17 protein-coding genes, 1 tRNA gene and 1 pseudogene are annotated in these 21,601 nt (G+C 63.1%); 2 read left to right on the forward strand and 17 right to left on the reverse strand.

Annotated features, from left to right (window positions below):
* The 4 genes from F3H96_RS29890 to rpsL all read right to left on the reverse strand — a co-directional run.
* Positions 1-461: GTP-binding protein (locus F3H96_RS29890; RefSeq protein ID WP_149802030.1), on the reverse strand; the 461-nt coding region annotated here is incomplete at its 3' end.
* A gap of 65 nt (positions 462-526) precedes the next feature.
* Positions 527-2,617 carry an elongation factor G gene (fusA, locus tag F3H96_RS29895; RefSeq protein ID WP_149805230.1) on the reverse strand — a complete coding sequence of 697 codons (2,091 nt, stop codon included), beginning with the start codon at positions 2,615-2,617 and terminating at the stop codon, positions 527-529.
* Positions 2,618-2,646: 29 nt separating this feature from the next.
* On the reverse strand, positions 2,647-3,117 hold the full coding sequence (gene rpsG, locus F3H96_RS29900; protein WP_127229703.1) for a 30S ribosomal protein S7: 471 nt from the start codon (positions 3,115-3,117) through the stop codon (positions 2,647-2,649).
* 9 nt (positions 3,118-3,126) lie between these two features.
* The gene (rpsL, locus tag F3H96_RS29905; protein ID WP_006202128.1) at positions 3,127-3,498 is read right to left on the reverse strand and encodes a 30S ribosomal protein S12; all 372 of its coding nucleotides are present in this window, start codon (positions 3,496-3,498) and stop codon (positions 3,127-3,129) included.
* A gap of 462 nt (positions 3,499-3,960) precedes the next feature.
* On the opposite strand from rpsL, the gene F3H96_RS29910 reads away from it, so the two are divergent.
* Together F3H96_RS29910 and F3H96_RS29915 are read left to right on the forward strand one after the other, a co-directional pair.
* Entirely contained in the window at positions 3,961-4,242 is a 282-nt protein-coding gene (locus F3H96_RS29910; RefSeq protein WP_041003122.1) for a hypothetical protein, read from the forward strand.
* Positions 4,243-4,330: 88 nt separating this feature from the next.
* Positions 4,331-5,260: a Gfo/Idh/MocA family oxidoreductase gene (locus tag F3H96_RS29915; RefSeq protein ID WP_149805231.1), complete on the forward strand. Its 930-nt coding sequence runs from the start codon at positions 4,331-4,333 to the stop codon at positions 5,258-5,260.
* Positions 5,261-5,293: 33 nt separating this feature from the next.
* Here F3H96_RS29915 and F3H96_RS29920 read toward each other — a convergent pair whose 3' ends face one another.
* The 13 genes and pseudogenes from F3H96_RS29920 to tuf form a co-directional block, all read right to left on the reverse strand.
* Positions 5,294-5,959: an O-methyltransferase gene (locus F3H96_RS29920; protein ID WP_149805232.1), complete on the reverse strand. Its 666-nt coding sequence runs from the start codon at positions 5,957-5,959 to the stop codon at positions 5,294-5,296.
* 174 nt (positions 5,960-6,133) lie between these two features.
* Complete coding sequence (gene rpoC / locus F3H96_RS29925; RefSeq protein ID WP_149805233.1) at positions 6,134-10,330, reverse strand: DNA-directed RNA polymerase subunit beta'; 4,197 nt, start codon at positions 10,328-10,330, stop codon at positions 6,134-6,136.
* Positions 10,331-10,518: 188 nt separating this feature from the next.
* On the reverse strand, positions 10,519-14,655 hold the full coding sequence (rpoB, locus tag F3H96_RS29930; RefSeq protein WP_149805234.1) for a DNA-directed RNA polymerase subunit beta: 4,137 nt from the start codon (positions 14,653-14,655) through the stop codon (positions 10,519-10,521).
* 257 nt (positions 14,656-14,912) lie between these two features.
* Positions 14,913-15,293, reverse strand: a complete 381-nt coding sequence (gene rplL / locus F3H96_RS29935; RefSeq protein WP_149805235.1) for a 50S ribosomal protein L7/L12 — start codon at positions 15,291-15,293, stop codon at positions 14,913-14,915.
* Positions 15,294-15,347: 54 nt separating this feature from the next.
* Positions 15,348-15,866: a 50S ribosomal protein L10 gene (rplJ, locus tag F3H96_RS29940; RefSeq protein WP_149805236.1), complete on the reverse strand. Its 519-nt coding sequence runs from the start codon at positions 15,864-15,866 to the stop codon at positions 15,348-15,350.
* A gap of 375 nt (positions 15,867-16,241) precedes the next feature.
* Positions 16,242-16,940, reverse strand: a complete 699-nt coding sequence (gene rplA, locus F3H96_RS29945) for a 50S ribosomal protein L1 (RefSeq protein WP_149805237.1) — start codon at positions 16,938-16,940, stop codon at positions 16,242-16,244.
* A 4-nt stretch (positions 16,941-16,944) separates the two neighbouring features.
* Positions 16,945-17,373, reverse strand: coding sequence for a 50S ribosomal protein L11 (gene rplK / locus F3H96_RS29950; protein WP_040983061.1), 429 nt, complete (start codon positions 17,371-17,373; stop codon positions 16,945-16,947).
* Positions 17,374-17,533: 160 nt separating this feature from the next.
* Positions 17,534-18,061 (reverse strand): transcription termination/antitermination protein NusG, encoded by a 528-nt coding sequence (gene nusG, locus F3H96_RS29955; protein ID WP_140807964.1) that lies wholly within the window; start codon positions 18,059-18,061, stop codon positions 17,534-17,536.
* Positions 18,062-18,088: 27 nt separating this feature from the next.
* Entirely contained in the window at positions 18,089-18,292 is a 204-nt protein-coding gene (gene secE, locus F3H96_RS29960) for a preprotein translocase subunit SecE (RefSeq protein ID WP_027170383.1), read from the reverse strand.
* 348 nt (positions 18,293-18,640) lie between these two features.
* A tRNA-Trp gene (locus F3H96_RS29965) sits at positions 18,641-18,716 on the reverse strand.
* A gap of 150 nt (positions 18,717-18,866) precedes the next feature.
* On the reverse strand, positions 18,867-19,352 hold the full coding sequence (locus F3H96_RS29970) for a group II truncated hemoglobin (protein WP_149805238.1): 486 nt from the start codon (positions 19,350-19,352) through the stop codon (positions 18,867-18,869).
* 88 nt (positions 19,353-19,440) lie between these two features.
* Positions 19,441-21,042: a hypothetical protein gene (locus tag F3H96_RS29975; protein WP_149805239.1), complete on the reverse strand. Its 1,602-nt coding sequence runs from the start codon at positions 21,040-21,042 to the stop codon at positions 19,441-19,443.
* A gap of 220 nt (positions 21,043-21,262) precedes the next feature.
* Positions 21,263-21,601, reverse strand: a pseudogene (gene tuf / locus F3H96_RS29980) (elongation factor Tu); the annotation flags it as partial.

Below are 21,601 nucleotides of genomic sequence, written 5' to 3' on the forward strand. Positions count from 1 at the left end.
GACAGAAGCTCGCGAACCTCGAGCTCGACCAGCTCCAGCAGCTCGGCGTCGTCGACCTGGTCGACCTTGTTGAGGAACACCACGATCGACGGCACGCCGACCTGGCGGGCCAGCAGGATGTGCTCGCGGGTCTGCGGCATCGGGCCGTCGGCGGCCGAAACCACCAGGATCGCGCCGTCCATCTGCGCGGCGCCGGTGATCATGTTCTTCACATAGTCGGCGTGGCCGGGGCAGTCGACATGGGCATAGTGACGGTTGGCCGTCTCATACTCGACATGCGCCGTCGAAATGGTGATGCCGCGCGCCTTCTCTTCCGGCGCCGCGTCGATCTGGTCATAGCGCTTGTATTCGCCAAAAAACTTCGTGATCGCCGCCGTCAGCGACGTCTTGCCATGATCGACGTGGCCGATCGTGCCAATGTTCACATGCGGCTTGGTGCGCTCGAATTTACCTTTTGCCATGTGATCTCTCCATTCCTGCCTGCCCGTGCGGGCCTTGAATTAAGGTCTCGTGCAACCCGCTCGAGTTACGCGTATTTCTTCTGAACTTCCTGGGCGACCGCGGTCGGAACCGGTTCGTAGTGGTCGAACTGCATCGTGTACTGGGCGCGGCCCTGCGACATCGAACGCAGATTGTCGACGTACTTGAACATGTTGGCGAGCGGCACCATCGCGTTGATGACGACGGCAACGCCGCGCGCTTCCTGACCCTGGATCTGGCCACGACGGCCGTTGAGGTCGCCGATGACGCCGCCGACATAATCTTCCGGCGTCACGACCTCGACCTTCATGATCGGCTCCAGGAGCTGCACGCCGAGGCGCGGAGCGGCTTCCTTGAAGCAGGCGCGGGAGGCGATTTCGAACGCCAGCACCGAGGAGTCGACGTCGTGGAAGGCGCCGTCGATCAGGGTCGCCTTGACGCCGATCATCGGGAAGCCGGCGAACGGGCCGGAACCCATGACGCTGTTGATGCCCTTCTCGACACCGGGGATGTATTCCTTCGGAACCGCACCACCGACGATCTTGGACTCGAACACGAACTCTTCGCTCTCGGTGTTCGGCTCGAACAGGATCTTGACGCGGGCGAACTGGCCGGTACCGCCGGTCTGCTTCTTGTGCGTGTAGTCCTGCTCGTGGGTGCGGGTGATCGTCTCGCGATAAGCGACCTGCGGAGCGCCTACATTGGCTTCCACCTTGAACTCGCGGCGCATGCGGTCGACGATGATGTCGAGGTGCAATTCGCCCATCCCGGCGATGATCGTCTGACCGCTTTCCTCGTCGGTCTTGACGCGGAAGGACGGATCCTCGGCCGCCAGGCGATGCAGCGCGAGGCCCATCTTTTCCTGGTCGTTCTTGGTCTTCGGCTCGATGGCGATCTGGATGACCGGATCGGGGAATTCCATGCGCTCGAGGATGACCGGGTGCAGCGGATCGCACAGCGTGTCGCCGGTGGTCGTGTCCTTGAGGCCAGCCAGAGCGACGATGTCGCCGGCATAGGCTTCCTCGATGTCGGCGCGCGAATTGGCATGCATCTGCAGCATGCGGCCGATGCGCTCCTTCTTGCCCTTCACGGTGTTGTCGAGCGAGGTGCCCTTGGTGAGCTTGCCCGAGTAGATGCGGGCGAAGGTCAGCGAACCGACGAACGGGTCGTTCATGATCTTGAACGCCAGCATCGACAGCGGCTCGTTGTCATCGGCATGACGCTCGATCTCGGCGTCGGTCTTGGCATCGACACCCTTGATGGCCGGAACGTCGATCGGCGACGGCAGGTATTCGACGACGGCGTCGAGCAGCGGCTGCACGCCCTTGTTCTTGAAAGCCGAGCCGCAGAACATCGGGAAGAACTTGACCGCGATGGTGCCCTTGCGGATCAGCGCGCGGATCTCGTCGTTCGACGGCATCTTGCCTTCGAGGTAGTTTTCGAGCGCAGTCTCGTCCATCTCGACGGCGGCTTCGATCATCTTCTCGCGGAACTGCTCGGCTCGTTCCTTCAGGTCTGCCGGGATCTCGACGACATCCCAGGCAGCGCCGAGGGTCTCATCGCGCCAGACGAGCGCATTCATATCGACGAGGTCGACGATGCCCTTGAACTCGGTCTCGGCGCCAATCGGCAACTGCATGACGACGGCCTGCGCACCGAGGCGCGAACCGATCATTTCCACCGAGCGGTAGAAGTCGGCGCCGATCTTGTCCATCTTGTTGCAGAAGATCATGCGCGGCACGTGGTACTTGTCGGCCTGGCGCCATACGGTCTCGGTCTGCGGCTCCACGCCGGCGTTGGCGTCGAGCAGCGCAATGGCACCGTCGAGCACGCGCAGCGAACGCTCCACCTCGATGGTGAAGTCGACGTGTCCGGGAGTGTCGATGATGTTGAAGCGGCGCATCTTGCCGTCACGACCCTTCCAGAAGGTCGTGGTCGCGGCCGACGTGATGGTGATGCCGCGTTCCTGCTCCTGCTCCATCCAGTCCATGGTGGCGGCGCCGTCATGGACTTCGCCGATCTTGTGCGACTTGCCCGTGTAGTACAGGACGCGCTCGGTCGTCGTCGTCTTGCCGGCGTCGATATGCGCCATGATACCGAAATTGCGGTAGTCTTCGATCTTGTATTCGCGGGCCATGGGAGGTGCCTCTCAGTCTCGTTCGCGCTTTACCAGCGGTAGTGCGCGAAGGCGCGGTTGGCTTCTGCCATCTTATGGGTGTCTTCACGCTTCTTGACGGCCGTGCCACGGTTGTTGGCCGCGTCCATCAGCTCGCCCGAGAGGCGATCAACCATGGTGGTCTCATTGCGGTTGCGGGCAGCAGCGATCAGCCAGCGGATGGCCAGCGCCTGACGACGCTCGGGGCGCACGTCGACCGGAACCTGGTAAGTGGCGCCGCCGACGCGACGCGAGCGCACTTCCACATGCGGCGCGACATTGTCGAGCGCCTGATGGAAGACGGTGACCGGCTCCTGCTTGGTCTTGGCCTGGACCTGGTCCAGAGCGCCGTAGACGATGGTCTCGGCAACCGACTTCTTGCCGTCATACATGACGGCGTTCATGAACTTGGTGACGACCAGATCGCCGAACTTGGGGTCCGGATTGATCTCACGCTTTTCTGCACTGTGACGACGGGACATGGGAAACCCTTACTTCGGACGCTTGGCGCCGTATTTCGAACGACGCTGCTTGCGGTTCTTCACACCCTGCGTGTCGAGCACGCCGCGGATGATGTGGTAGCGGACGCCCGGCAGATCCTTGACGCGGCCGCCGCGGATCATGACCACCGAGTGTTCCTGAAGGTTGTGACCTTCGCCGGGGATGTAGCCGATCACTTCAAAACCGTTGGTCAGGCGAATCTTGGCCACCTTGCGCAGCGCCGAGTTCGGCTTCTTCGGCGTCGTGGTGTAGACGCGCGTGCAGACGCCCCGCTTCTGCGGGTTCTGCTGCATGGCCGGGACCTTGTTGCGCTTCACCGGCGCCAGGCGCGGCTTGCGGATCAGCTGGTTGACGGTAGGCATTAAACCCTCTTGTCTCTCAATTCCGTGTCTGCCCTGTCAGGGCCGCTCAAAGCGTCATTTCCATACGCAAATTCGGGCAACACACCGCGCCTCGCGGTCCTGCCCGAACAAATTGCAGAGGAAGCGGAAGCCGCTTCATGCGCGCCGGAAATGTCTTTTCGCTCGTAAAACGAACCCTGTTTGAGGCAAACTCCAAAGCGTGTCGCTTCGGACAGGAGAGCCTCACATCGGTTCTGACGTCGCGGCTTCTACTCGCAACCCCCGGGTCCGTCAACCCCGAAGCGGCAAATATTGCGCCCAACCCGAGGATGGGCAGCCATGCGGAAAACGCATGTAATTTTCTTGCGTCTTTTTTCAACAGCAAGGAAGAAAGTGACCGGCTTGCGGCTGTTTTCGACGCCGGCTTCGTGCCAAAAGGCGGCTCGAACCGGACAATCTCCCCGGGAAAGGAGGAATCAGCCCGTGAACGACAACGAAGAACGGCCGGTGACCATCATTACCGGACGGGTCTGGCGCAAGAAAGGCGGCAAGCCGGAGGGCGTGCATGTGATGTTGGTGGCGCCCGACGATGATTCTGCCGTGCGCCGCGCGCTCGAATCGCTCGCCGCCGAGGGATTCGCCGAGGCCGAGCTCGACCAGATCGGCGACATGGAGGGCGAGCCCGACGAGGAGCCGCATCTGTCGGCCTATCAGGGTGCGCTCGAAGGCGAAGTTTCGATCGTCACTTTCGACGAGCCGTCCTGATATCGCGCCCCGGCACGACGGCCCTTCCCCGGCTTACCCGCAAACCTTCCCCAACCAGAATAACCACTCTTCCCTTTCCGGAGTTCTCATGACCAGCAATCCCATCAAGCTCGGCATCGTCGGCGTGGGAAAGATCGTCCGCGACCAGCACCTGCCGGCGGTTGCCAAGGACGGCAATTACCAGCTCATCGCCGCGGCCAGCCGTCACGGCAAGGTCGACGGCATTGCCAACTATCCGACGATCGAAGCGATGCTTGCGGCCGAACCCGGCCTCGATGCGGTCTCGCTCTGCATGCCGCCGCAGTTCCGTTACGACGCCGCGCGCACCGCGCTGGAAGCGAAGAAGCACGTGTTCCTCGAAAAGCCGCCGGGCGCAACCGTCAGCGAAGTCGAGCACCTGAAGGCGCTTGCCGCGACGAACGGCGTTTCGCTCTTCGCCAGTTGGCATTCGCGCTATGCGCCGGCGGTGGAGGCCGCACGCGCGTTCCTCGCCAGGGCCAGGCTGACTTCTGCCGCCATCAACTGGAAGGAAGACGTGCGCCGCTGGCATCCGAACCAGGAATGGATCTGGGAACCGGGCGGCTTCGGCGTGTTCGATCCAGGCATCAACGCGCTGTCGATCGCCACCCACATCCTGCCGCCGATGTTCATCACGTCGGCCGTGCTCGATTTTCCGGAGAACCGCGCGGCGCCGGTCGCGGCGCGTGTCGCCTTCCGCACCTCGAACGGTTTGCCGGTGGCGATGGATCTCGACTGGCTGCAGACCGGTCCGCAGAGCTGGGACATCCTGGCGGAGACCGACAAGGGCAAGATGGTGCTGTCGGGCGGCGGCGCGAAGCTCGCCGTCGACGGCAAAGTCATCCACGACGAGCCGGAAGCCGAATACCCGATGCTTTACAGGCGCTTCGCCGAGATCATCCGCGCCGGGGCCTGCGATGTCGATCTCGCGCCGCTGCAGCACGTCGCCGACGCCTTCATGTTGGGCAAGCGCAATGTGGTCGAAGCGTTCTTCGACTGAGGCAGCAGCAAAGCGGCCTCGTGAACGACGCCCTTACTCGACGATCGCGATGGTGAACCCGTCATAACCCTTGGCGCCGACGGTCTGGATGGCGGTGCCGTCCAGCCGCTTGTCGCCGCCGATGAAGGAAAACGCCGCACGCGCCCCTTCGACATTGGCGTCGCGCCCATCCTTGTCGAGCACCGCGCCGTCACGGATGACGTTGTCGCAAACGATGACCGTACCGGAGCGCGCCAGCTTCATTGCCCAGCTTAGATAATTCGGATTGTTCGGCTTGTCGGCGTCGATGAAGGTCAGGTCGAACGGCCCGGCATTGTCACTCGCCAGAGCGGCAAGCGACTGCAGCGCCGGACCGACCCTCAGCTCGACCTTGTCGGAAACCCCTGCCCGCTCGAAGTTCGAACGCGCGACCCTGGCGTGATGCGGATCGAGCTCCAGCGTTACCACCTTGCCGTCCGCCGGCAATCCCCTTGCCATCCAAATCGTCGAGTAGCCGCCAAGCGTGCCGACCTCCAGCACGTTTTTCGCACCTCGAATGCGCACCAGCAGCGACAGCAATTTGCCCTGCGCGGCCGAAACGTCGATCGCCGGCAGGCCCTGGTCGCGGTTGGTCGCAAGGACCGCTTCCAGCACGGGATCCGCTTCGAAAAGAGAGGAAACGATGTAGTCGTCGACAGCCTTCCAGGTCTTGCTGCTCATAGCTCTTCCTCGTTGGTGAAGCAGGATGACGGCTGGTGGAGCCTTCGTCCTGATCTGGCTCTTTGTTGGGGCATGATCTTTTCCGAAAACCGGCGCCCGCTTTTCGGGATCATGCTCTGAAATGCGAAAAGGGGCCGCGCGGGCCCCTTTTCCTTGTTTGTCATTTCATGCCGCTCACTGCGCGGCATTGACCATGTCGGTCAGCATCGGCTCGGCAACCTCGACACCCGAGGCCTTGCGGCGCTCGTCGATGATGAGCTCGTCGCGCGAGGTGGCGATGCGCCTTATTTGGCTCATCGTGCCGCCCGTGCCGGCCGGGATCAGACGGCCGACGATGACGTTTTCCTTCAGGCCCTGCAGCATGTCGGTCTTGCCGGCAACCGCAGCCTCGGTGAGCACCCTAGTCGTCTCCTGGAAGGAGGCGGCCGAGATGAAGGACGGCGTCTGCAGCGAGGCCTTGGTGATGCCGAGCAGCACCGGCTGACCTTCGGCCGGCTTCTTGCCGTCCTCGATCAGGCGCTCGTTGACCTCTTCCAGTTCGATCACGTCGACGTGGTCGCCCGGGATATAGGTCGAGTCGCCCTGCGTGGTGATCTCGACCTTCTGCAGCATCTGGCGAACGATCACCTCGATGTGCTTGTCGTTGATCGACACGCCCTGCAGGCGGTAGACCTCCTGGATCTCGTTGACGAGGTAGGAGGCAAGCGCCTCCACGCCCTTGATCGCCAGGATGTCGTGCGGCGCCGGATTGCCGTCGAGGATGTAGTCGCCCTTCTCGATGACGTCGCCGTCCTGGAGATGGAACGGCTTGCCCTTCGGGATCAGGTACTCCACCGGCTCCAGGGTCGAGTCATGCGGCTCGATGATGATGCGGCGCTTGTTCTTGTAGTCGCGGCCGAAGCGGATCGTGCCATCGATCTCGGCGATGATGGCGTGATCCTTCGGACGGCGAGCCTCGAACAGTTCGGCCACGCGCGGCAGACCACCGGTGATGTCCTTGGTCTTGGCACTTTCCATCGGGATACGCGCAAGCACGTCGCCCGGACGGACATGAGCGCCAGGCTCCACCGAGAGGATGGCCTCCACCGAGAGCAGGAAGCGCGCGTCGCCACCCTTCGACAGCTTGCCGACCTTGCCCTTGGCGTCCTGGATGACGATCGCGGGCTTCAAGTCGCTGCCGCGCGGCGTCGAACGCCAGTCGATGACCTCACGCTTGGTGATGCCGGTCGACTCGTCGGCCGTTTCCTGCACGGAGATGCCGTCGACGAGATCCTCGAACGCCACCCTGCCCTCGATTTCGGTGAGGATCGGGCGGGTATAGGGGTCCCACTCGGCGATGCGCTGGCCGCGCTTCACCTTGTCGCCGTCGTCCACGAAGATGCGCGAACCATAGGCGACGCGGTGCGTGGCGCGCTCCTTGCCGGTCTCATCGAGGATGAGCACCGCCATGTTGCGGCCCATGACCATCTGCTGGCCTTCCGAGTTGCGCACCACGTTGCGGTTGCGGATCTGCACCTTGCCCTCATAGGAGGCTTCAAGGAACGAACTATCCACCACCTGCGCCGTGCCGCCCATGTGGAAGGTGCGCATGGTGAGCTGGGTGCCCGGCTCGCCGATCGACTGCGCCGCGATGACGCCGACGGCCTCGCCCTGGTTCACGGGGGTACCGCGAGCCAGATCGCGTCCGTAGCAGACGGCGCACACGCCGGTCCTGACCTCGCAGGTCAGCGCCGAACGAATGCGGACCGACTGCACGCCGGCCTTTTCGATCTGCTCGACATCGCGCTCGTCCATCAGCTTGCCGGCCTTGACCAGCAATTCGCCGGAGACCGGATGGTTGATGTCGTCGAGCGCAGTGCGGCCCAGCACGCGCTGGCCGACCGAGGCGACGACCTGGCCGGCATCGACGATCGGCTGCATGGTGAGGCCCTTGTCGGTGCCGCAATCCAGCGAATTGACGATGCAGTCCTGCGCCACGTCGACGAGGCGGCGGGTGAGATAGCCCGAGTTCGCCGTCTTCAAGGCGGTGTCGGCCAGACCCTTGCGGGCGCCGTGGGTCGAGTTGAAGTACTCGAGCACGGTGAGGCCTTCCTTGAAGTTCGAGATGATCGGCGTCTCGATGATTTCACCCGAGGGCTTGGCCATCAGGCCGCGCATGCCGGCGAGCTGGCGCATCTGGGTGGGCGAACCGCGCGCACCCGAATGCGACATCATGTAGATCGAGTTCATCGGCTTCTGACGGCCGTTGTCCTCGAACTCCACCGCCTTGATGCGCGCCATCATCTCGTCGGCGACCTTTTCCGAGCACTTGGCCCAGGCGTCGACGACTTTGTTGTACTTCTCGCCCTGCGTGATCAGGCCGTCATTGTACTGCTGCTCGTATTCCTTGGCCAAAGCCTCGGTCTCCGACACCAGCTTGATCTTGCTATCCGGGATCAGCATGTCGTCCTTGCCGAACGAAATGCCGGCACGGCAGGCATGCGCGAAGCCGAGCGCCATGATGCGGTCGCAGAAGATGACCGTCTCTTTCTGACCGCAGTGGCGGTAGACGGTGTCGATCATCTTGGAGATGTTCTTCTTGGTCATCTCCTGGTTGGCGGTCTCGTACGGCACGTTGACGTTCTTCGGCAGAAGCTCGCCGATGATCATGCGGCCAGGCGTGGTGTCGTAGATCTTCGACACGACGTTGCCTTCCGCATCTACGCTGCGGAAGCGGCCCTTGATCTTGGCGTGCAGCGTCACGGCTTTGGTCTCCAGCGCATGCTGGAGCTCGCCCATGTCGGCAAACACCATGCCTTCGCCCGGCTCGTTCTGGTTGACGATCGAGAGATAGTAGAGACCGAGAACCATGTCTTGCGACGGCACGATGATCGGCGCGCCGGAAGCCGGGTGCAGGATGTTGTTGGTCGACATCATCAGCACGCGGGCCTCGAGCTGCGCTTCCAGCGACAGCGGCACGTGGACCGCCATCTGGTCGCCGTCGAAGTCGGCGTTGAAGGCGGTGCAGACCAGCGGATGCAGCTGGATAGCCTTGCCTTCGATCAGGGTCGGCTCGAACGCCTGGATGCCGAGGCGGTGCAGCGTCGGCGCGCGGTTCAAAAGCACCGGATGCTCGCGGATGACCTCGTCGAGGATATCCCAAACCTCCGGACGCTCCTTCTCGACCAGCTTCTTCGCCTGCTTGACGGTCGAGGAGAAGCCCTTGGCGTCGAGGCGGGCGTAGATAAAGGGCTTGAACAGCTCGAGCGCCATCTTCTTCGGGAGGCCGCACTGATGCAGCTTGAGCTCCGGACCGGTCACGATGACCGAGCGGCCCGAATAGTCGACGCGCTTGCCGAGCAGGTTCTGGCGGAACCGGCCCTGCTTGCCCTTCAGCATGTCGGACAGCGACTTCAGCGGACGCTTGTTGGCGCCGGTGATGACGCGGCCGCGACGGCCGTTGTCGAACAGCGCGTCGACGGCTTCCTGCAGCATGCGCTTTTCATTGCGCACGATGATGCCGGGGGCGCGCAGCTCGATCAGCCGCTTCAAACGGTTGTTGCGGTTGATGACGCGGCGATAGAGGTCGTTGAGGTCGGACGTGGCGAAGCGGCCGCCGTCCAGAGGGACAAGCGGGCGCAGGTCCGGCGGGATCACCGGAACCACCTTCATGATCATCCACTCCGGGCGGTTGCCGGATTCCATGAAGTTCTCGACGACCTTGAGCCGCTTCAGGTACTTCTTCTGCTTGAGCTCGGACGTGGTCGAAGCCAGTTCCGAACGCAGGTCGCCGGCGATCTTCTCCAGGTCCATGCCGGCCAGAAGGTCATGGATGGCCTCGGCGCCGATCATGGCGGTGAAGCTATCCTCGCCATACTCGTCGACGGCCAGCATGTACTCTTCCTCGCTGAGGAGTTGGTTCTCCTTCAGCGCGGTGAGGCCCGGCTCGGTGACGATGTAGTTCTCGAAGTAAAGCACGCGCTCGATGTCCTTGAGCGTCATGTCGAGCAGCGTGCCGATGCGCGAGGGCAGCGACTTCAGGAACCAGATATGGGCGACGGGCGCGGCGAGCTCGATATGGCCCATGCGCTCGCGGCGAACGCGCGACAGCGTGACTTCGACGCCGCACTTTTCGCAGATGACGCCCTTGTACTTCATGCGCTTGTACTTGCCGCACAGGCACTCGTAGTCCTTGATCGGGCCAAAAATGCGCGCGCAGAACAGGCCGTCACGCTCCGGCTTGAAGGTGCGGTAGTTGATGGTCTCCGGCTTCTTGATCTCGCCGAACGACCAGGACAGAATCTTCTCTGGGCTGGCAAGCGAGATCCGGATGGAATCGAACACCTGCGCAGGCGCCTGCGGGTTGAAGAGATTCATGACCTCTTGGTTCATGCCGTTCTCCTTTTCGGGGTCCTCGATAACCCCTTGCATCGATCGCGGACGAAATGTCCGCAGACTGGCCGGTCAAACCGGCCGAAGAAAACTTCTCGGTTGAGCTTGATCCCGGCTGAAAACCATAGCCACTTTCCGGGATCTTGCTCGAAGGCGCGCCGCGTCATCAGCGCGGCGCGCCATAGCCTTTACTCGGCTGCGTCGGGCAGACGCGTCGCGGTCTCTTCGACCTGGGTGTTCTCCAGTTCCACATTGAGGCCGAGCGAGCGCATTTCCTTGACGAGAACGTTGAAGCTCTCGGGAATGCCCGCCTCGAACGTGTCGTCGCCGCGCACGATCGCCTCGTAGACCTTGGTGCGGCCGGCGACGTCGTCGGACTTCACCGTCAGCATTTCCTGCAGCGTGTAGGCGGCGCCGTAGGCTTCGAGCGCCCAGACCTCCATCTCGCCGAAACGCTGACCGCCGAACTGCGCCTTGCCGCCCAGCGGCTGCTGGGTGACGAGCGAGTACGGGCCGATCGAACGCGCGTGGATCTTGTCGTCCACCAGGTGATGCAGCTTGAGCATGTAGATATAGCCCATCGTCACCTTGCGATCGAACGGCTCGCCGGTGCGGCCGTCATAGAGCTGCGACTGACCGCTGGTGTGCAGGCCCGCCTGCTCCAGCATGGTGTTGATGTCGGCTTCATGCGCGCCGTCGAACACCGGGGTCGCGATCGAGACGCCGCGGCGCATCTGCTCGCTCAGGCGAACGATGCTCTCGTCGTCATACTCGCGGATCGGCTCGTTGCGGTCGTTGGCCGGCATGAAGCTTTCCAGCGTCTTGCGCAGCGGCTTGATGTCGCCACCACCCTTATACGCGTCGATCAGCTCTCCGATCTTCCTGCCCATGCCGGCGCAAGCCCAGCCCAAATGCGTTTCCAGGATCTGGCCGACATTCATGCGGCTCGGCACGCCCAGCGGGTTGAGCACGATATCGGCATGTGTGCCGTCCTCGAGGAAAGGCATGTCCTCGACCGGCACAATGCGCGACACGACACCCTTGTTGCCGTGACGGCCGGCCATCTTGTCGCCCGGCTGCATCTTGCGCTTCACCGCCACGAAGACCTTGACCATCTTCATGACGCCCGGAGGCATTTCGTCGCCGCGCTGCACCTTCTCGACCTTGTCCATGAAGCGCTGCTCGAGCGCCTTCTTGGACTCGTCATACTGGCCGCGCAGAGCCTCGAGCTCGCCCTGGAGCTTCTCGTTCTCCACGGCGAACTGCCACCACTGCGAACGCGGGTACTCGTCGAGCGTGTCCTTCGACAGCTTCGAGCCCTTCTTGAAGCCTTTCGGTCCGGCAATCGCTTCCTTGCCGACCAGCACGTCGGAAAGACGCGCATAGACGTTGCGGTCGAGGATCGCCTGTTCGTCGTCGCGGTCCTTGGCCAAGCGCTCGATCTCCTCGCGCTCGATGGCCATCGCGCGCTCGTCCTTCTCCACGCCGTGGCGGTTGAAGACGCGCACTTCGACGACCGTGCCGAAGGTGCCCGGAGGCATGCGCATGGACGTGTCGCGGACGTCCGAGGCCTTTTCGCCGAAGATGGCGCGCAGAAGCTTTTCTTCCGGCGTCATCGGGCTTTCGCCCTTCGGCGTGATCTTGCCGACCAGGATGTCGCCCGGCTGCACTTCGGCGCCGATATAGACGATGCCGGCCTCGTCGAGGTTCTTCAGCGCCTCTTCCGAAACGTTCGGAATGTCGCGCGTGATTTCCTCCGGCCCGAGCTTGGTGTCGCGCGCCATGACCTCGAACTCCTCGATGTGGATCGAGGTGAAGACGTCGTCGGCCACGATGCGCTCGGAGAGCAGGATCGAGTCCTCGTAGTTGTAGCCGTTCCACGGCATGAACGCGACCAGCACGTTGCGGCCGAGCGCCAGATCGCCGAGCTCGGTCGACGGACCGTCGGCAATGATGTCGCCCTTGTTGACGCGGTCGCCCATGCGCACCAGCGGACGCTGGTTGATGCAGGTGTTCTGGTTCGAACGCTGGAACTTCATCAGCCGGTAGATGTCGACGCCGGACTTGCCGGGATCGAGATCCTCCGTGGCGCGGATGACGATACGGGTGGCGTCCACCTGGTCGACCACGCCGCCGCGGCGGGCGCCGATGGCCGCGCCCGAGTCACGGGCGACGACCGGCTCCATACCGGTGCCGACGAAAGGCGCCTCGGCACGCACCAGCGGCACGGCCTGACGCTGCATGTTCGAACCCATCAGCGCGCGGTTGGCGTCGTCGTTCTCGAGGAACGGGATGAGCGCTGCCGCAACAGACACCATCTGCTTCGGCGAGACGTCCATCAGGTCGACGTTTTCGCGCGGCGCCATCATCACTTCGCCGGCGTTACGGCAAATGACGAATTCGTCGACGAAGCCGCCGTTCTTGTCGAGCTCGGCGTTGGCCTGCGCGACATAGTGCTTGGCCTCTTCCATCGCCGACAGATAGACGACCTCGTTGGTCAGCTTGCCGCCGACGATCTTGCGGTACGGGCTTTCGATGAAGCCGTACTTGTTGACGCGGGCGAAGGTGGCGAGCGAGTTGATCAGACCGATATTCGGGCCTTCCGGCGTCTCGATCGGGCAGATGCGGCCGTAATGCGTCGGGTGCACGTCGCGCACCTCGAAGCCGGCGCGCTCGCGGGTCAGGCCGCCCGGTCCAAGCGCCGACAGGCGACGCTTGTGGGTGATCTCCGACAGCGGGTTGGTCTGGTCCATGAACTGCGACAGCTGCGAGGAACCGAAGAACTCGCGCACGGCGGCGGCCGCCGGCTTGGCGTTGATCAGATCCTGCGGCATGACCGTGTCGATCTCGATCGAGGACATGCGTTCCTTGATCGCGCGCTCCATGCGCAGCAGGCCGACGCGGTACTGGTTCTCCATGAGCTCGCCGACCGAGCGCACGCGGCGGTTGCCGAGATTGTCGATGTCGTCGATCTCGCCCTTGCCATCACGCAGTTCGACCAGCGTCTTGACCACGGCCAGGATGTCGTCCTTGCGCAGCACGCGCACGGTGTCCTCGGCCTTGAGCTCGAGGCGCATGTTCATCTTGACGCGGCCGACGGCCGACAGGTCATAGCGCTCGCTGTCGAAGAACAGCGAGTTGAACATGGCTTCTGCAGTCTCGAGCGTCGGCGGCTCGCCCGGGCGCATGACGCGGTAGATGTCGAACAGCGCGTCCTGGCGGCTCTCGTTCTTGTCGACGGCCAGGGTGTTGCGGATATAGGCGCCGACATTGACGTGGTCGATATCCAGGATCTGGATCTCGTCCTCGCCGGTGCCGAGCAGCACCTTCAGCGTCTTGTCGTCGATCTCGTCGCCGGCTTCGAGGAAGATCTCGCCGGTGGCGTAGTTGACGATGTCCTCGGCGAGATAGTTGCCGAGCAGGTCCTCGTCCGTCGCTTTGATGGCCTTGAGGCCCTTCTCGCCAAGCTGGCGGGCCTGGCGGGCGGTGATCTTTTTGCCGGCCTCGACGACGATCTCGCCCGTGTCGGCGTCGACCAGGTCGCCGACGGCCTTGAGGCCGCGGAACCGCTCGACGTTGAACGGAATGCGCCAGTGGTCGCCGGAACGCTTGTAGGTGATCTTTTTGTAGAAGGTCGACAGGATCTCCTCGGCGTCCATGCCGAGCGCCATCAACAGCGACGTCACCGGGATCTTGCGGCGACGGTCGATGCGGGCGTGCACAACGTCCTTGGAGTCGAACTCGATGTCGAGCCACGACCCGCGATAGGGAATGACGCGCGCGGCAAACAGAAGCTTGCCCGACGAGTGCGACTTGCCCTTGTCATGGTCGAAGAAGACGCCCGGCGAGCGGTGCATCTGCGAGACGATAACGCGCTCGGTGCCGTTGACGATGAAGGTGCCGTTCGACGTCATGAGCGGCATGTCGCCCATATAGACGTCCTGCTCCTTGATGTCCTTGATCGACTTCGCGCCGGTATCCTCGTCGATATCGAACACGATGAGGCGCAGCGTCACCTTGAGCGGCGCGGCATAGGTCAGGTCGCGCTGACGGCATTCGTCAACGTCGAATTTCGGTGCCTCGAACTCGTACTTCACGAACTCCAGCATCGAGGAGCCGGAAAAGTCAGAGATCGGGAAGACCGACTTGAAAACGGCCTGCAGCCCTTCGTCCGGACGGCCGCCCTTCGGCTCGTCCACCATCAGGAACTGATCATAGGATGCCTTCTGAACCTCGATGAGGTTCGGCATCTCCGCAACTTCCGGGATCTTTCCGAAGAACTTGCGTACGCGTCTGCGGCCATTGAAAGTCTGGGTCTGGGCCATCGTCGCTCCTTAGCTCTAAAACTCGGGGCGAACCTCGCCGCGGTTCGCCTTGCACCAACGGGCGGCCTCGGCGGCTGCCCCTATCTGTTTTCCCGACTGCCTTCCAATTGCTTGGCGGCTACCGGCTAAAACGGGAGAAAACCCGTTTCCTGAAGGCCGCTTGCGGCCCTCAGGAAAAAGGTTTTCGAACGCCTCGCGCAACGAACCTCCCTTCACAAGGGAGGGGCGGACGGCGCGAGACCGTCCGCCCGCGCCTGTTACTTCAGCTCGACCTTGGCGCCAGCCGCTTCCAGCTGAGCCTTGAACTTGTCGGCATCGGCCTTGGAAACACCTTCCTTGACCGGCTTCGGAGCCGCTTCGACCAGGTCCTTGGCTTCCTTGAGGCCAAGGCCGGTGATGGCGCGGACTTCCTTGATGACGTTGATCTTCTGGGCGCCGGCATCGGCGAGAACGACGTCGAATTCCGTCTTCTCTTCAACCGGAGCAGCAGCGGCGGCAGCACCGCCGGCAGCGGCGGCAACAGCCACCGGAGCGGCGGCCGAAACGCCCCACTTCTCTTCCAGGAGCTTCGACAGCTCAGCCGCCTCGAGGACGGTCAGCTTCGAAAGGTCGTCTACGATCTTCGCGAGATCAGCCATTTTGATATTCCTTTACTTGGTTCGAACGTGTGTTGTTGACAGCGAGGAACGGCCTCATGCCGCCTCGTCCTTCCGGGCGTAAGCGCCGATGACACGCGCGACCGAAGCCGCGGGCGCATTGACGATCTGGGCGATCCGGGTTGCCGGCGTGGCGATCATGCCAACCAGCCTTGCGCGCAGCTCGTCGAGCGACGGCATCGTGGCGAGTGCCTTGACACCATCGGCGTTGAGCGAGGTCGTGCCCATCGCGCCGCCGAGAATGACGAGCTTGTCATTTCCCTTGGCGAAATCGGACGTGACCTTCGGCGCCGCAACCGGATCCTCCGAATAAGCGACCAGCGTCTGTCCCTTGAACAGATCGACGATCGATGCGGAGTCCGTGCCCTGAAGAGCGATCTTGGCGAGACGGTTCTTCGCGACTTTGACGGTGCCGCCGGCAGCGCGCATCTTCGACCGAAGGTCGTTCATTTGCGCCACGGTGATACCGGCGTAGTGGGCCACGACGACTGAACCCGCGTTCGAGAACGCTTCGTTCAGGCCCGTGACGAGTTCGCGCTTTTCCGCTCTGTCCACTGCCTATCTCCAGTTGACCCCTGCCTCATTCTCGAGGTCAGAAGTCGGGTTGCCTTTTGCCGGCCGGGCCATCCAAAATTCTGGATCTCCCGAACGGCGCTCGAGGATCCTGCCCCCTTTTCGTCACACCCGCCGGCAAGCCGGATGATGTGCAGACAAAAGGCAAACACGGTTCGAACCTTTCATTGGAGCATTGCGCTCCTTTGTCGGGTCTTCACCCGTCTCATGCAGGCCCAAGTGAATTAAGGCTTTGGGCCGCCTGCAATCTCGGACAGGATATCCCCGGAAACCTCTCGATTTCCGGGGTGCCGGGCCGCCGACGGATCGGCGGTCCGGAATTCTTTAGGTGATCGGGCCAAGCCGATCCGACGACACTTACGACGCGGCGAGCGTCGCGATGTCGAGCTTGAGGCCAGGGCCCATCGTCGAGGTGACCGACACCTTCTTGACGTAGTTGCCCTTGGCGCCGGCGGGCTTGGCCTTGGTCACCGCATCGGCGAAGGCCCGGACATTCTCTTCCAGCGCCTTGACGTCGAACGAGACCTTGCCGACGCCGGCCTGGACGATGCCGGCCTTCTCGACGCGGAACTCGACGGCGCCGCCCTTCGAAGCCTTGACGGCGGCCGCGACATCGGTGGTCACGGTGCCGACCTTCGGGTTCGGCATCATGCCGCGCGGGCCGAGCACCTTACCAAGACGACCGACGAGCGGCATCATGTCCGGGGTAGCGATGCAGCGATCGAAATCGATCGTGCCCTTCTGGACGATGTCGACCAGGTCCTCGGCGCCGACGATATCGGCGCCGGCGGCCTTGGCTTCCTCGGCCTTGTCGCCACGGGCGAACACGGCGACACGCACCGAGCGGCCGGTGCCGTTCGGCAGGTTGACCACGCCGCGGACCATCTGGTCGGCGTGACGCGGATCGACGCCGAGATTCATCGAGATCTCGACGGTCTCGTCAAACTTCACCGTGGACCGGTCCTTCAGCAGCTGCAGCGCCTCGTTGAGGGCGTAAGCCTTGTTCGGATCGATGCCTTCGCGGCTCTTGGCAACACGCTTTGCAATCTTTGCCATGATCTTAGCCCACCACTTCCAGGCCCATCGAGCGGGCGGAGCCCTCGACCATGCGCATGGCCGCCTCGACGTCGTTTGCGTTCAGGTCCTTCATCTTCTGCTCGGCGATCGCGCGCACCTTGTCGCGGCTGATCGTGCCGACCTTGGTCTTGCCCGGCTCCTTGGAGCCCGACTTCAGGTTGGCTGCCTTCTTCAGGAAGTAGCTCACCGGCGGCGTCTTCATGACGAAGGTGAACGACTTGTCCTGGTAGTAGGTGATGACGACCGGGATCGGCGACCCCTTCTCCATTTCCTGGGTCTGCGCGTTGAACGCCTTGCAGAACTCCATGATGTTGATGCCGCGCTGACCAAGCGCCGGGCCGATCGGGGGCGACGGCGTAGCCGAGCCCGCGGCAACCTGGAGCTTGAGCTGGCCTGCAACTTTCTTAGCCATCTCTATTCCTGCCTTTTCTCATGCCGACCCGACGATCCGGGAATACGGCGGTTGCAGTCTGGTGGTGCGGTTCCCGCGGCCGGCTATGCCGCGTTCGCCTCCCACCCGTTCATGCGGCGTCCGTACCGCCGCCCGACGCCTTTCGGCGCGGGTATCCGGATCAGCCCTTTTCGACCTGTCCGAATTCCAGATCGACAGGCACGGCGCGCCCGAAGATCGAAACTTCCACCTTGAGGCGGGCACGCTCCTCGTCCACTTCCTGGACGACGCCGTTGAACGAAGCGAACGGACCATCCGAGACGCGGATCGCCTCGCCGATCTCGAAGGTGACCGAAGGCTTCGGCCGCTCGACGCCTTCCTGGACCTGGTTCAGGATGCGCTGCGCCTCGGCCTCGGTGATCGGCACCGGCTTGGAGTCGCCCAGGAAGCCGGTCACCTTCGGCGTGTTCTTGACCAGCGAGAACACGGCATCGGTCAAATTGGCCTTGAGCAACACATAGCCCGGGAAGAACTTGCGCTCGGCATCGACCTTGCGGCCGCGGCGGATCTCGACGACCTTCTCGGTCGGCACCACGATCTGCTCGATCTCGCCGGACAGGCCCTTCTGCTTGGCCTTGTTCTCGATATCCTCGGCGACCTTCTTCTCGAAGTTCGAGTAGGCGTGGACGATATACCACCGCGCAGTCATTTCACGACCTCTCCGTAAATCGCCGAATTAATGCCCGAGACCCAGGATCCACTCGATCGCATAGCCCATCAGAATATCGGCAGCGAAGAAGAAGAGCATTGCGATCACCGCGAACACCAGGACCATCACGGTCGAGATCATGGTTTCGCGCCGCGAAGGCCATGTCACCTTGGCCGTCTCCGCGCGAACCTGCTGGAGAAAGGTGAAAGGATTGGTGGTTTTCGAAGCCATGTGTCGCCTGTTTTCAAGACCCGTTGGCCGGGCCTCCTGGATGATCCCGCTGGCCGGGACGTACCGCCTGGGCTCCATGCGGCGCCGAATCAGCACCACCATTTCACCCACGCAAATCAGACGCGCAAAGCCGGCTTCCCAGCTCCACGCGTCGCGTGTCTGTTTCGTCTACATAAAACCGATTCTTAATCCACGCAAGTGGCAAGCGTCCGCTTTATGTCCAACGCCGCCTCGGAACCATCCAGTCGTCCCGTCCCGGCTATGCGGGGTTTATGCCGCAATTCACGCCATATGGCAAGCCACCCGCTGATTTTCAACCGCGGAAGCTCGATTGGCTATTTCGGAAGATGGCACGGGCAGCAGGGCTCGAACCTACGACCTGCGGTTTTGGAGACCGCCGCTCTACCAACTGAGCTATGCCCGTGCATGCGCATTTTCTGCGCAGGCGCTTCCTAAAAGCTTCCGCGCGCTCTGTAAAGAGCACTCGAACGCGGTTTTAAAACCTTTGCCGCGAATCCGGGTTCCATTGCCGCCGGTAGCGGATCGTGCCCCCGGCACGGCAGATGCCCCGCGCCTAAGACTTTCCCGCCGGCGGCTTGTACGGTCCGCCCGGCACACCCCAGCCCCATGAAGGCATCGGCTCGGTCTCGGGATCGCAGGTCTCGCCGAGGTTCGAGTTGATCTTCGCCAGTCGCGATCCCCACTCGACATAGCCCATGAAGGCGGAGCGGAATTCGGGGTCGTCCGGCAGGCCGACCTCGTCGGCCGCGTCGGCGAGCAGATTGATCCAGCGGCGGCGCTGCTCCTCGGTCAGGTGTTTGCCGAGATGATGCATCACCATCTCACGATGGCCGCCATGCTTTTCACTGTAGGTCTTGGGTCCGCCGAAGACCTCGCCGATGAAGGCGGCGACATGCGCGGGATGGCCCGGCGACATATGCCTGAACACCGGACCGACGAGCGGATCCAAGGCTACCTTGTCGTAGAAAGTCCGGGTCAACCGGTTCAGCGCCTCGCTGCCGCCGGCCCATGCATATAAAGTCGGGACGTCCTCGCCCATCCCCGTTCCTCCCTCGTGCAATCGGATCCAGGAAGGTAGCGGCAGCGCCCTGCCCCGCTCAACCTGCCTCCATGGCCAGTGCGAGGCGCTAAAGCTTCGCCGACGCCTTCGCTTCGGCATCGGCGGCCGGAAGAACCCGGCAATTGTCCGGCCGGGCCGCGGATCTGCAAATCGTGGCGCCCGTGAGCGCGTCCACCGATTGCGGCCCGGTCGTCAGTCCGAATGTCTGCATCTGGCTCACGCTAAGCTCGCCGTGGCTCGCATCGAGCACCGACTGCATGGCCGGGAAAAGCCCAGGACCGATCGCCATCTCGTCGAGATAGGCCTTGATCTTGTCGCCCATTTCCAGGGCGTGCAGGCTAAGACGGGCGGTTGGGCCGACAAGGCGCCTGACGCCGCCGGCGATCATTACCGCGCAGGCGGAGCCGCACTTGCCGCCCGCGTCCACCGTAAGGCCCGTATGGAGACCATCCTTGGCCGAGCAACCGACAGCGCCAGGATCGCAATCGAGAAAATCGGTTCGAGCGACCGCCACATCGAGCTTGCGCTCGCGGATCAGGCGGCCCGCGGCAAGCGCGCCCTGTACGTCGCCGCCGGGCGAGCTGACGACCAGCGGCAGCCTGCGCCCGCCCGCTTCATCGAGCAGTTGGCGCAGTTTGCCGGGCGTGGCGGCAGTGATGGCGCCTTCCGCTGAAATCCATTCCGGACAGTCGGGATTGCAGAGCGGGTTGCTGCCGCGAACCAAGGCGAAACGCATCTCCTCGTCCTGACCTTGCGGAGGCGCCGCCGCTGCCGCCGGCTGAGCAGAAACCGGCGCGGCCTCGACGGTCGCGACCACGGCCGGCTTGCCGTTCGTCGGTATCTCCCGGCAGTTCGCCGGCGCCGGACGACTCTGGCAAATGGTCCTATCGGTCAACAAGTCGAGCGAATCGAGGCTGGTGACTAGCTTCATCCGCAGCATGTCCTCGGCCTCGATCTGCCTGATGTCGCTGGCAGGCGTCGCCTTCATGACGTCCAGCACGCCCTGTTCGACGCCCATCTCCTTCAAATAGGCCGACAGCCGCTTCTCGACCGGCTTGCTCATCTCGTAGGTCTTGTAGCTGCCGGCATTCTTGCGGCTGACGATCTTGGTGCCGATGATCTTCTTCTTGCCGTTCTCGATCCGGTAGGTCGTGCGGTAGAGCAGCTTCTCACGCCGGTAGGTGGTGGTAATCTGGTGGACGCCGAGATAGGCCCATTCGCCGACGACGCGGCGAATACCGCCGGCAAACATCAGCGGACAAGCCGAATTGCACATCGCGCCGCTGTCAAAGGCGACGCCTGAATAGGGCTGGCCTTTGCGGTCATTGTCCCGGCAATTCTTCATCGCCGGCGAGCAGCCGGAAAACTCCGTGATGCCGACCGCGATATCGAGCTTGTTCTTGCGGACGATGCGGCCAAGCTGGAGCGCGGCATCGACATTGCCGCCCGGAGAATTGACGACAATCGGCAGCGGACGCCCGCCGAGCGTCTTCAGCAAGCGCTTGAGCAGCGTCGGCGTGCCCGCATCGATCGTGCCTTCGGCTGAAATCCATTCCGGGCAGTTCGGCTCGCAGCCCGGCGCACTGCTGCGCACGACGACAAAGCGCATCGTCGGACCGTCATCGAGCGCTTCTTCCTTGGCCATGGCGGCGGAGCTGGCGAGGCCCATGGCGGCGGCCAACCCCAGCCGGATCAGCCCGCGCCGGCACCGCATGATCTTTGAACGGAACGTTGAAACCACGCCTGGCAGTCCCTCGGGTACAACCCATACTAGTTGCGGCAACGGTGCTTGCAACAGAATTGGGAAGGTCCGCGCAATACAGCTTCCAAAACGAAAAGAGCGGCCCGAAGACCGCCCTTTCCTTATCGAGCCGGCAGTGGCGGATCGATTATTCCTTGATAGTGACGACGATGCCGGCACCGACGGTGCGGCCGCCTTCACGGATGGCGAAGCGCAGCTTCTCTTCCATCGCGATCGGCACGATCAGCTCGACGTCGACGGTGATGTTGTCGCCGGGCATGACCATCTCGGTGCCCGCCGGCAGCGTAACGATGCCCGTCACGTCGGTGGTGCGGAAGTAGAACTGCGGACGGTAGTTGGTGAAGAACGGCGTGTGACGGCCGCCCTCGTCCTTGGTCAGGATGTAGGCTTCGGCCACGAACTTCTTGTGCGGCTTCACCGAACCCGGCTTGGCCAGAACCTGGCCGCGCTCCACGCCTTCACGGTC

The organism is Mesorhizobium sp. NFR06 (assembly GCF_900115245.1).
GTDB lineage: Bacteria > Pseudomonadota > Alphaproteobacteria > Rhizobiales > Rhizobiaceae > Mesorhizobium.

What these genes read in the sequence shown, in the direction of transcription:
- F3H96_RS29975 (WP_149805239.1), bottom strand. Translation starts at nt 21,042, where the DNA reads ATGGGCCTCGCCAGCTCCGCCGCCATGGCCAAGGAAGAAGCGCTCGAT.
- rplA (WP_149805237.1), bottom strand. Translation starts at nt 16,940, where the DNA reads ATGGCAAAGATTGCAAAGCGTGTTGCCAAGAGCCGCGAAGGCATCGAT.
- rplL (WP_149805235.1), bottom strand. Translation starts at nt 15,293, where the DNA reads ATGGCTGATCTCGCGAAGATCGTAGACGACCTTTCGAAGCTGACCGTC.
- rpoC (WP_149805233.1), bottom strand. Translation starts at nt 10,330, where the DNA reads ATGAACCAAGAGGTCATGAATCTCTTCAACCCGCAGGCGCCTGCGCAG.
- F3H96_RS29920 (WP_149805232.1), bottom strand. Translation starts at nt 5,959, where the DNA reads ATGAGCAGCAAGACCTGGAAGGCTGTCGACGACTACATCGTTTCCTCT.
- rplK (WP_040983061.1), bottom strand. Translation starts at nt 17,373, where the DNA reads ATGGCTAAGAAAGTTGCAGGCCAGCTCAAGCTCCAGGTTGCCGCGGGC.
- rpsL (WP_006202128.1), bottom strand. Translation starts at nt 3,498, where the DNA reads ATGCCTACCGTCAACCAGCTGATCCGCAAGCCGCGCCTGGCGCCGGTG.
- F3H96_RS29915 (WP_149805231.1), top strand. Translation starts at nt 4,331, where the DNA reads ATGACCAGCAATCCCATCAAGCTCGGCATCGTCGGCGTGGGAAAGATC.
- F3H96_RS29970 (WP_149805238.1), bottom strand. Translation starts at nt 19,352, where the DNA reads ATGGGCGAGGACGTCCCGACTTTATATGCATGGGCCGGCGGCAGCGAG.
- rpsG (WP_127229703.1), bottom strand. Translation starts at nt 3,117, where the DNA reads ATGTCCCGTCGTCACAGTGCAGAAAAGCGTGAGATCAATCCGGACCCC.
- rpoB (WP_149805234.1), bottom strand. Translation starts at nt 14,655, where the DNA reads ATGGCCCAGACCCAGACTTTCAATGGCCGCAGACGCGTACGCAAGTTC.
- nusG (WP_140807964.1), bottom strand. Translation starts at nt 18,061, where the DNA reads ATGACTGCGCGGTGGTATATCGTCCACGCCTACTCGAACTTCGAGAAG.
- secE (WP_027170383.1), bottom strand. Translation starts at nt 18,292, where the DNA reads ATGGCTTCGAAAACCACCAATCCTTTCACCTTTCTCCAGCAGGTTCGC.
- fusA (WP_149805230.1), bottom strand. Translation starts at nt 2,617, where the DNA reads ATGGCCCGCGAATACAAGATCGAAGACTACCGCAATTTCGGTATCATG.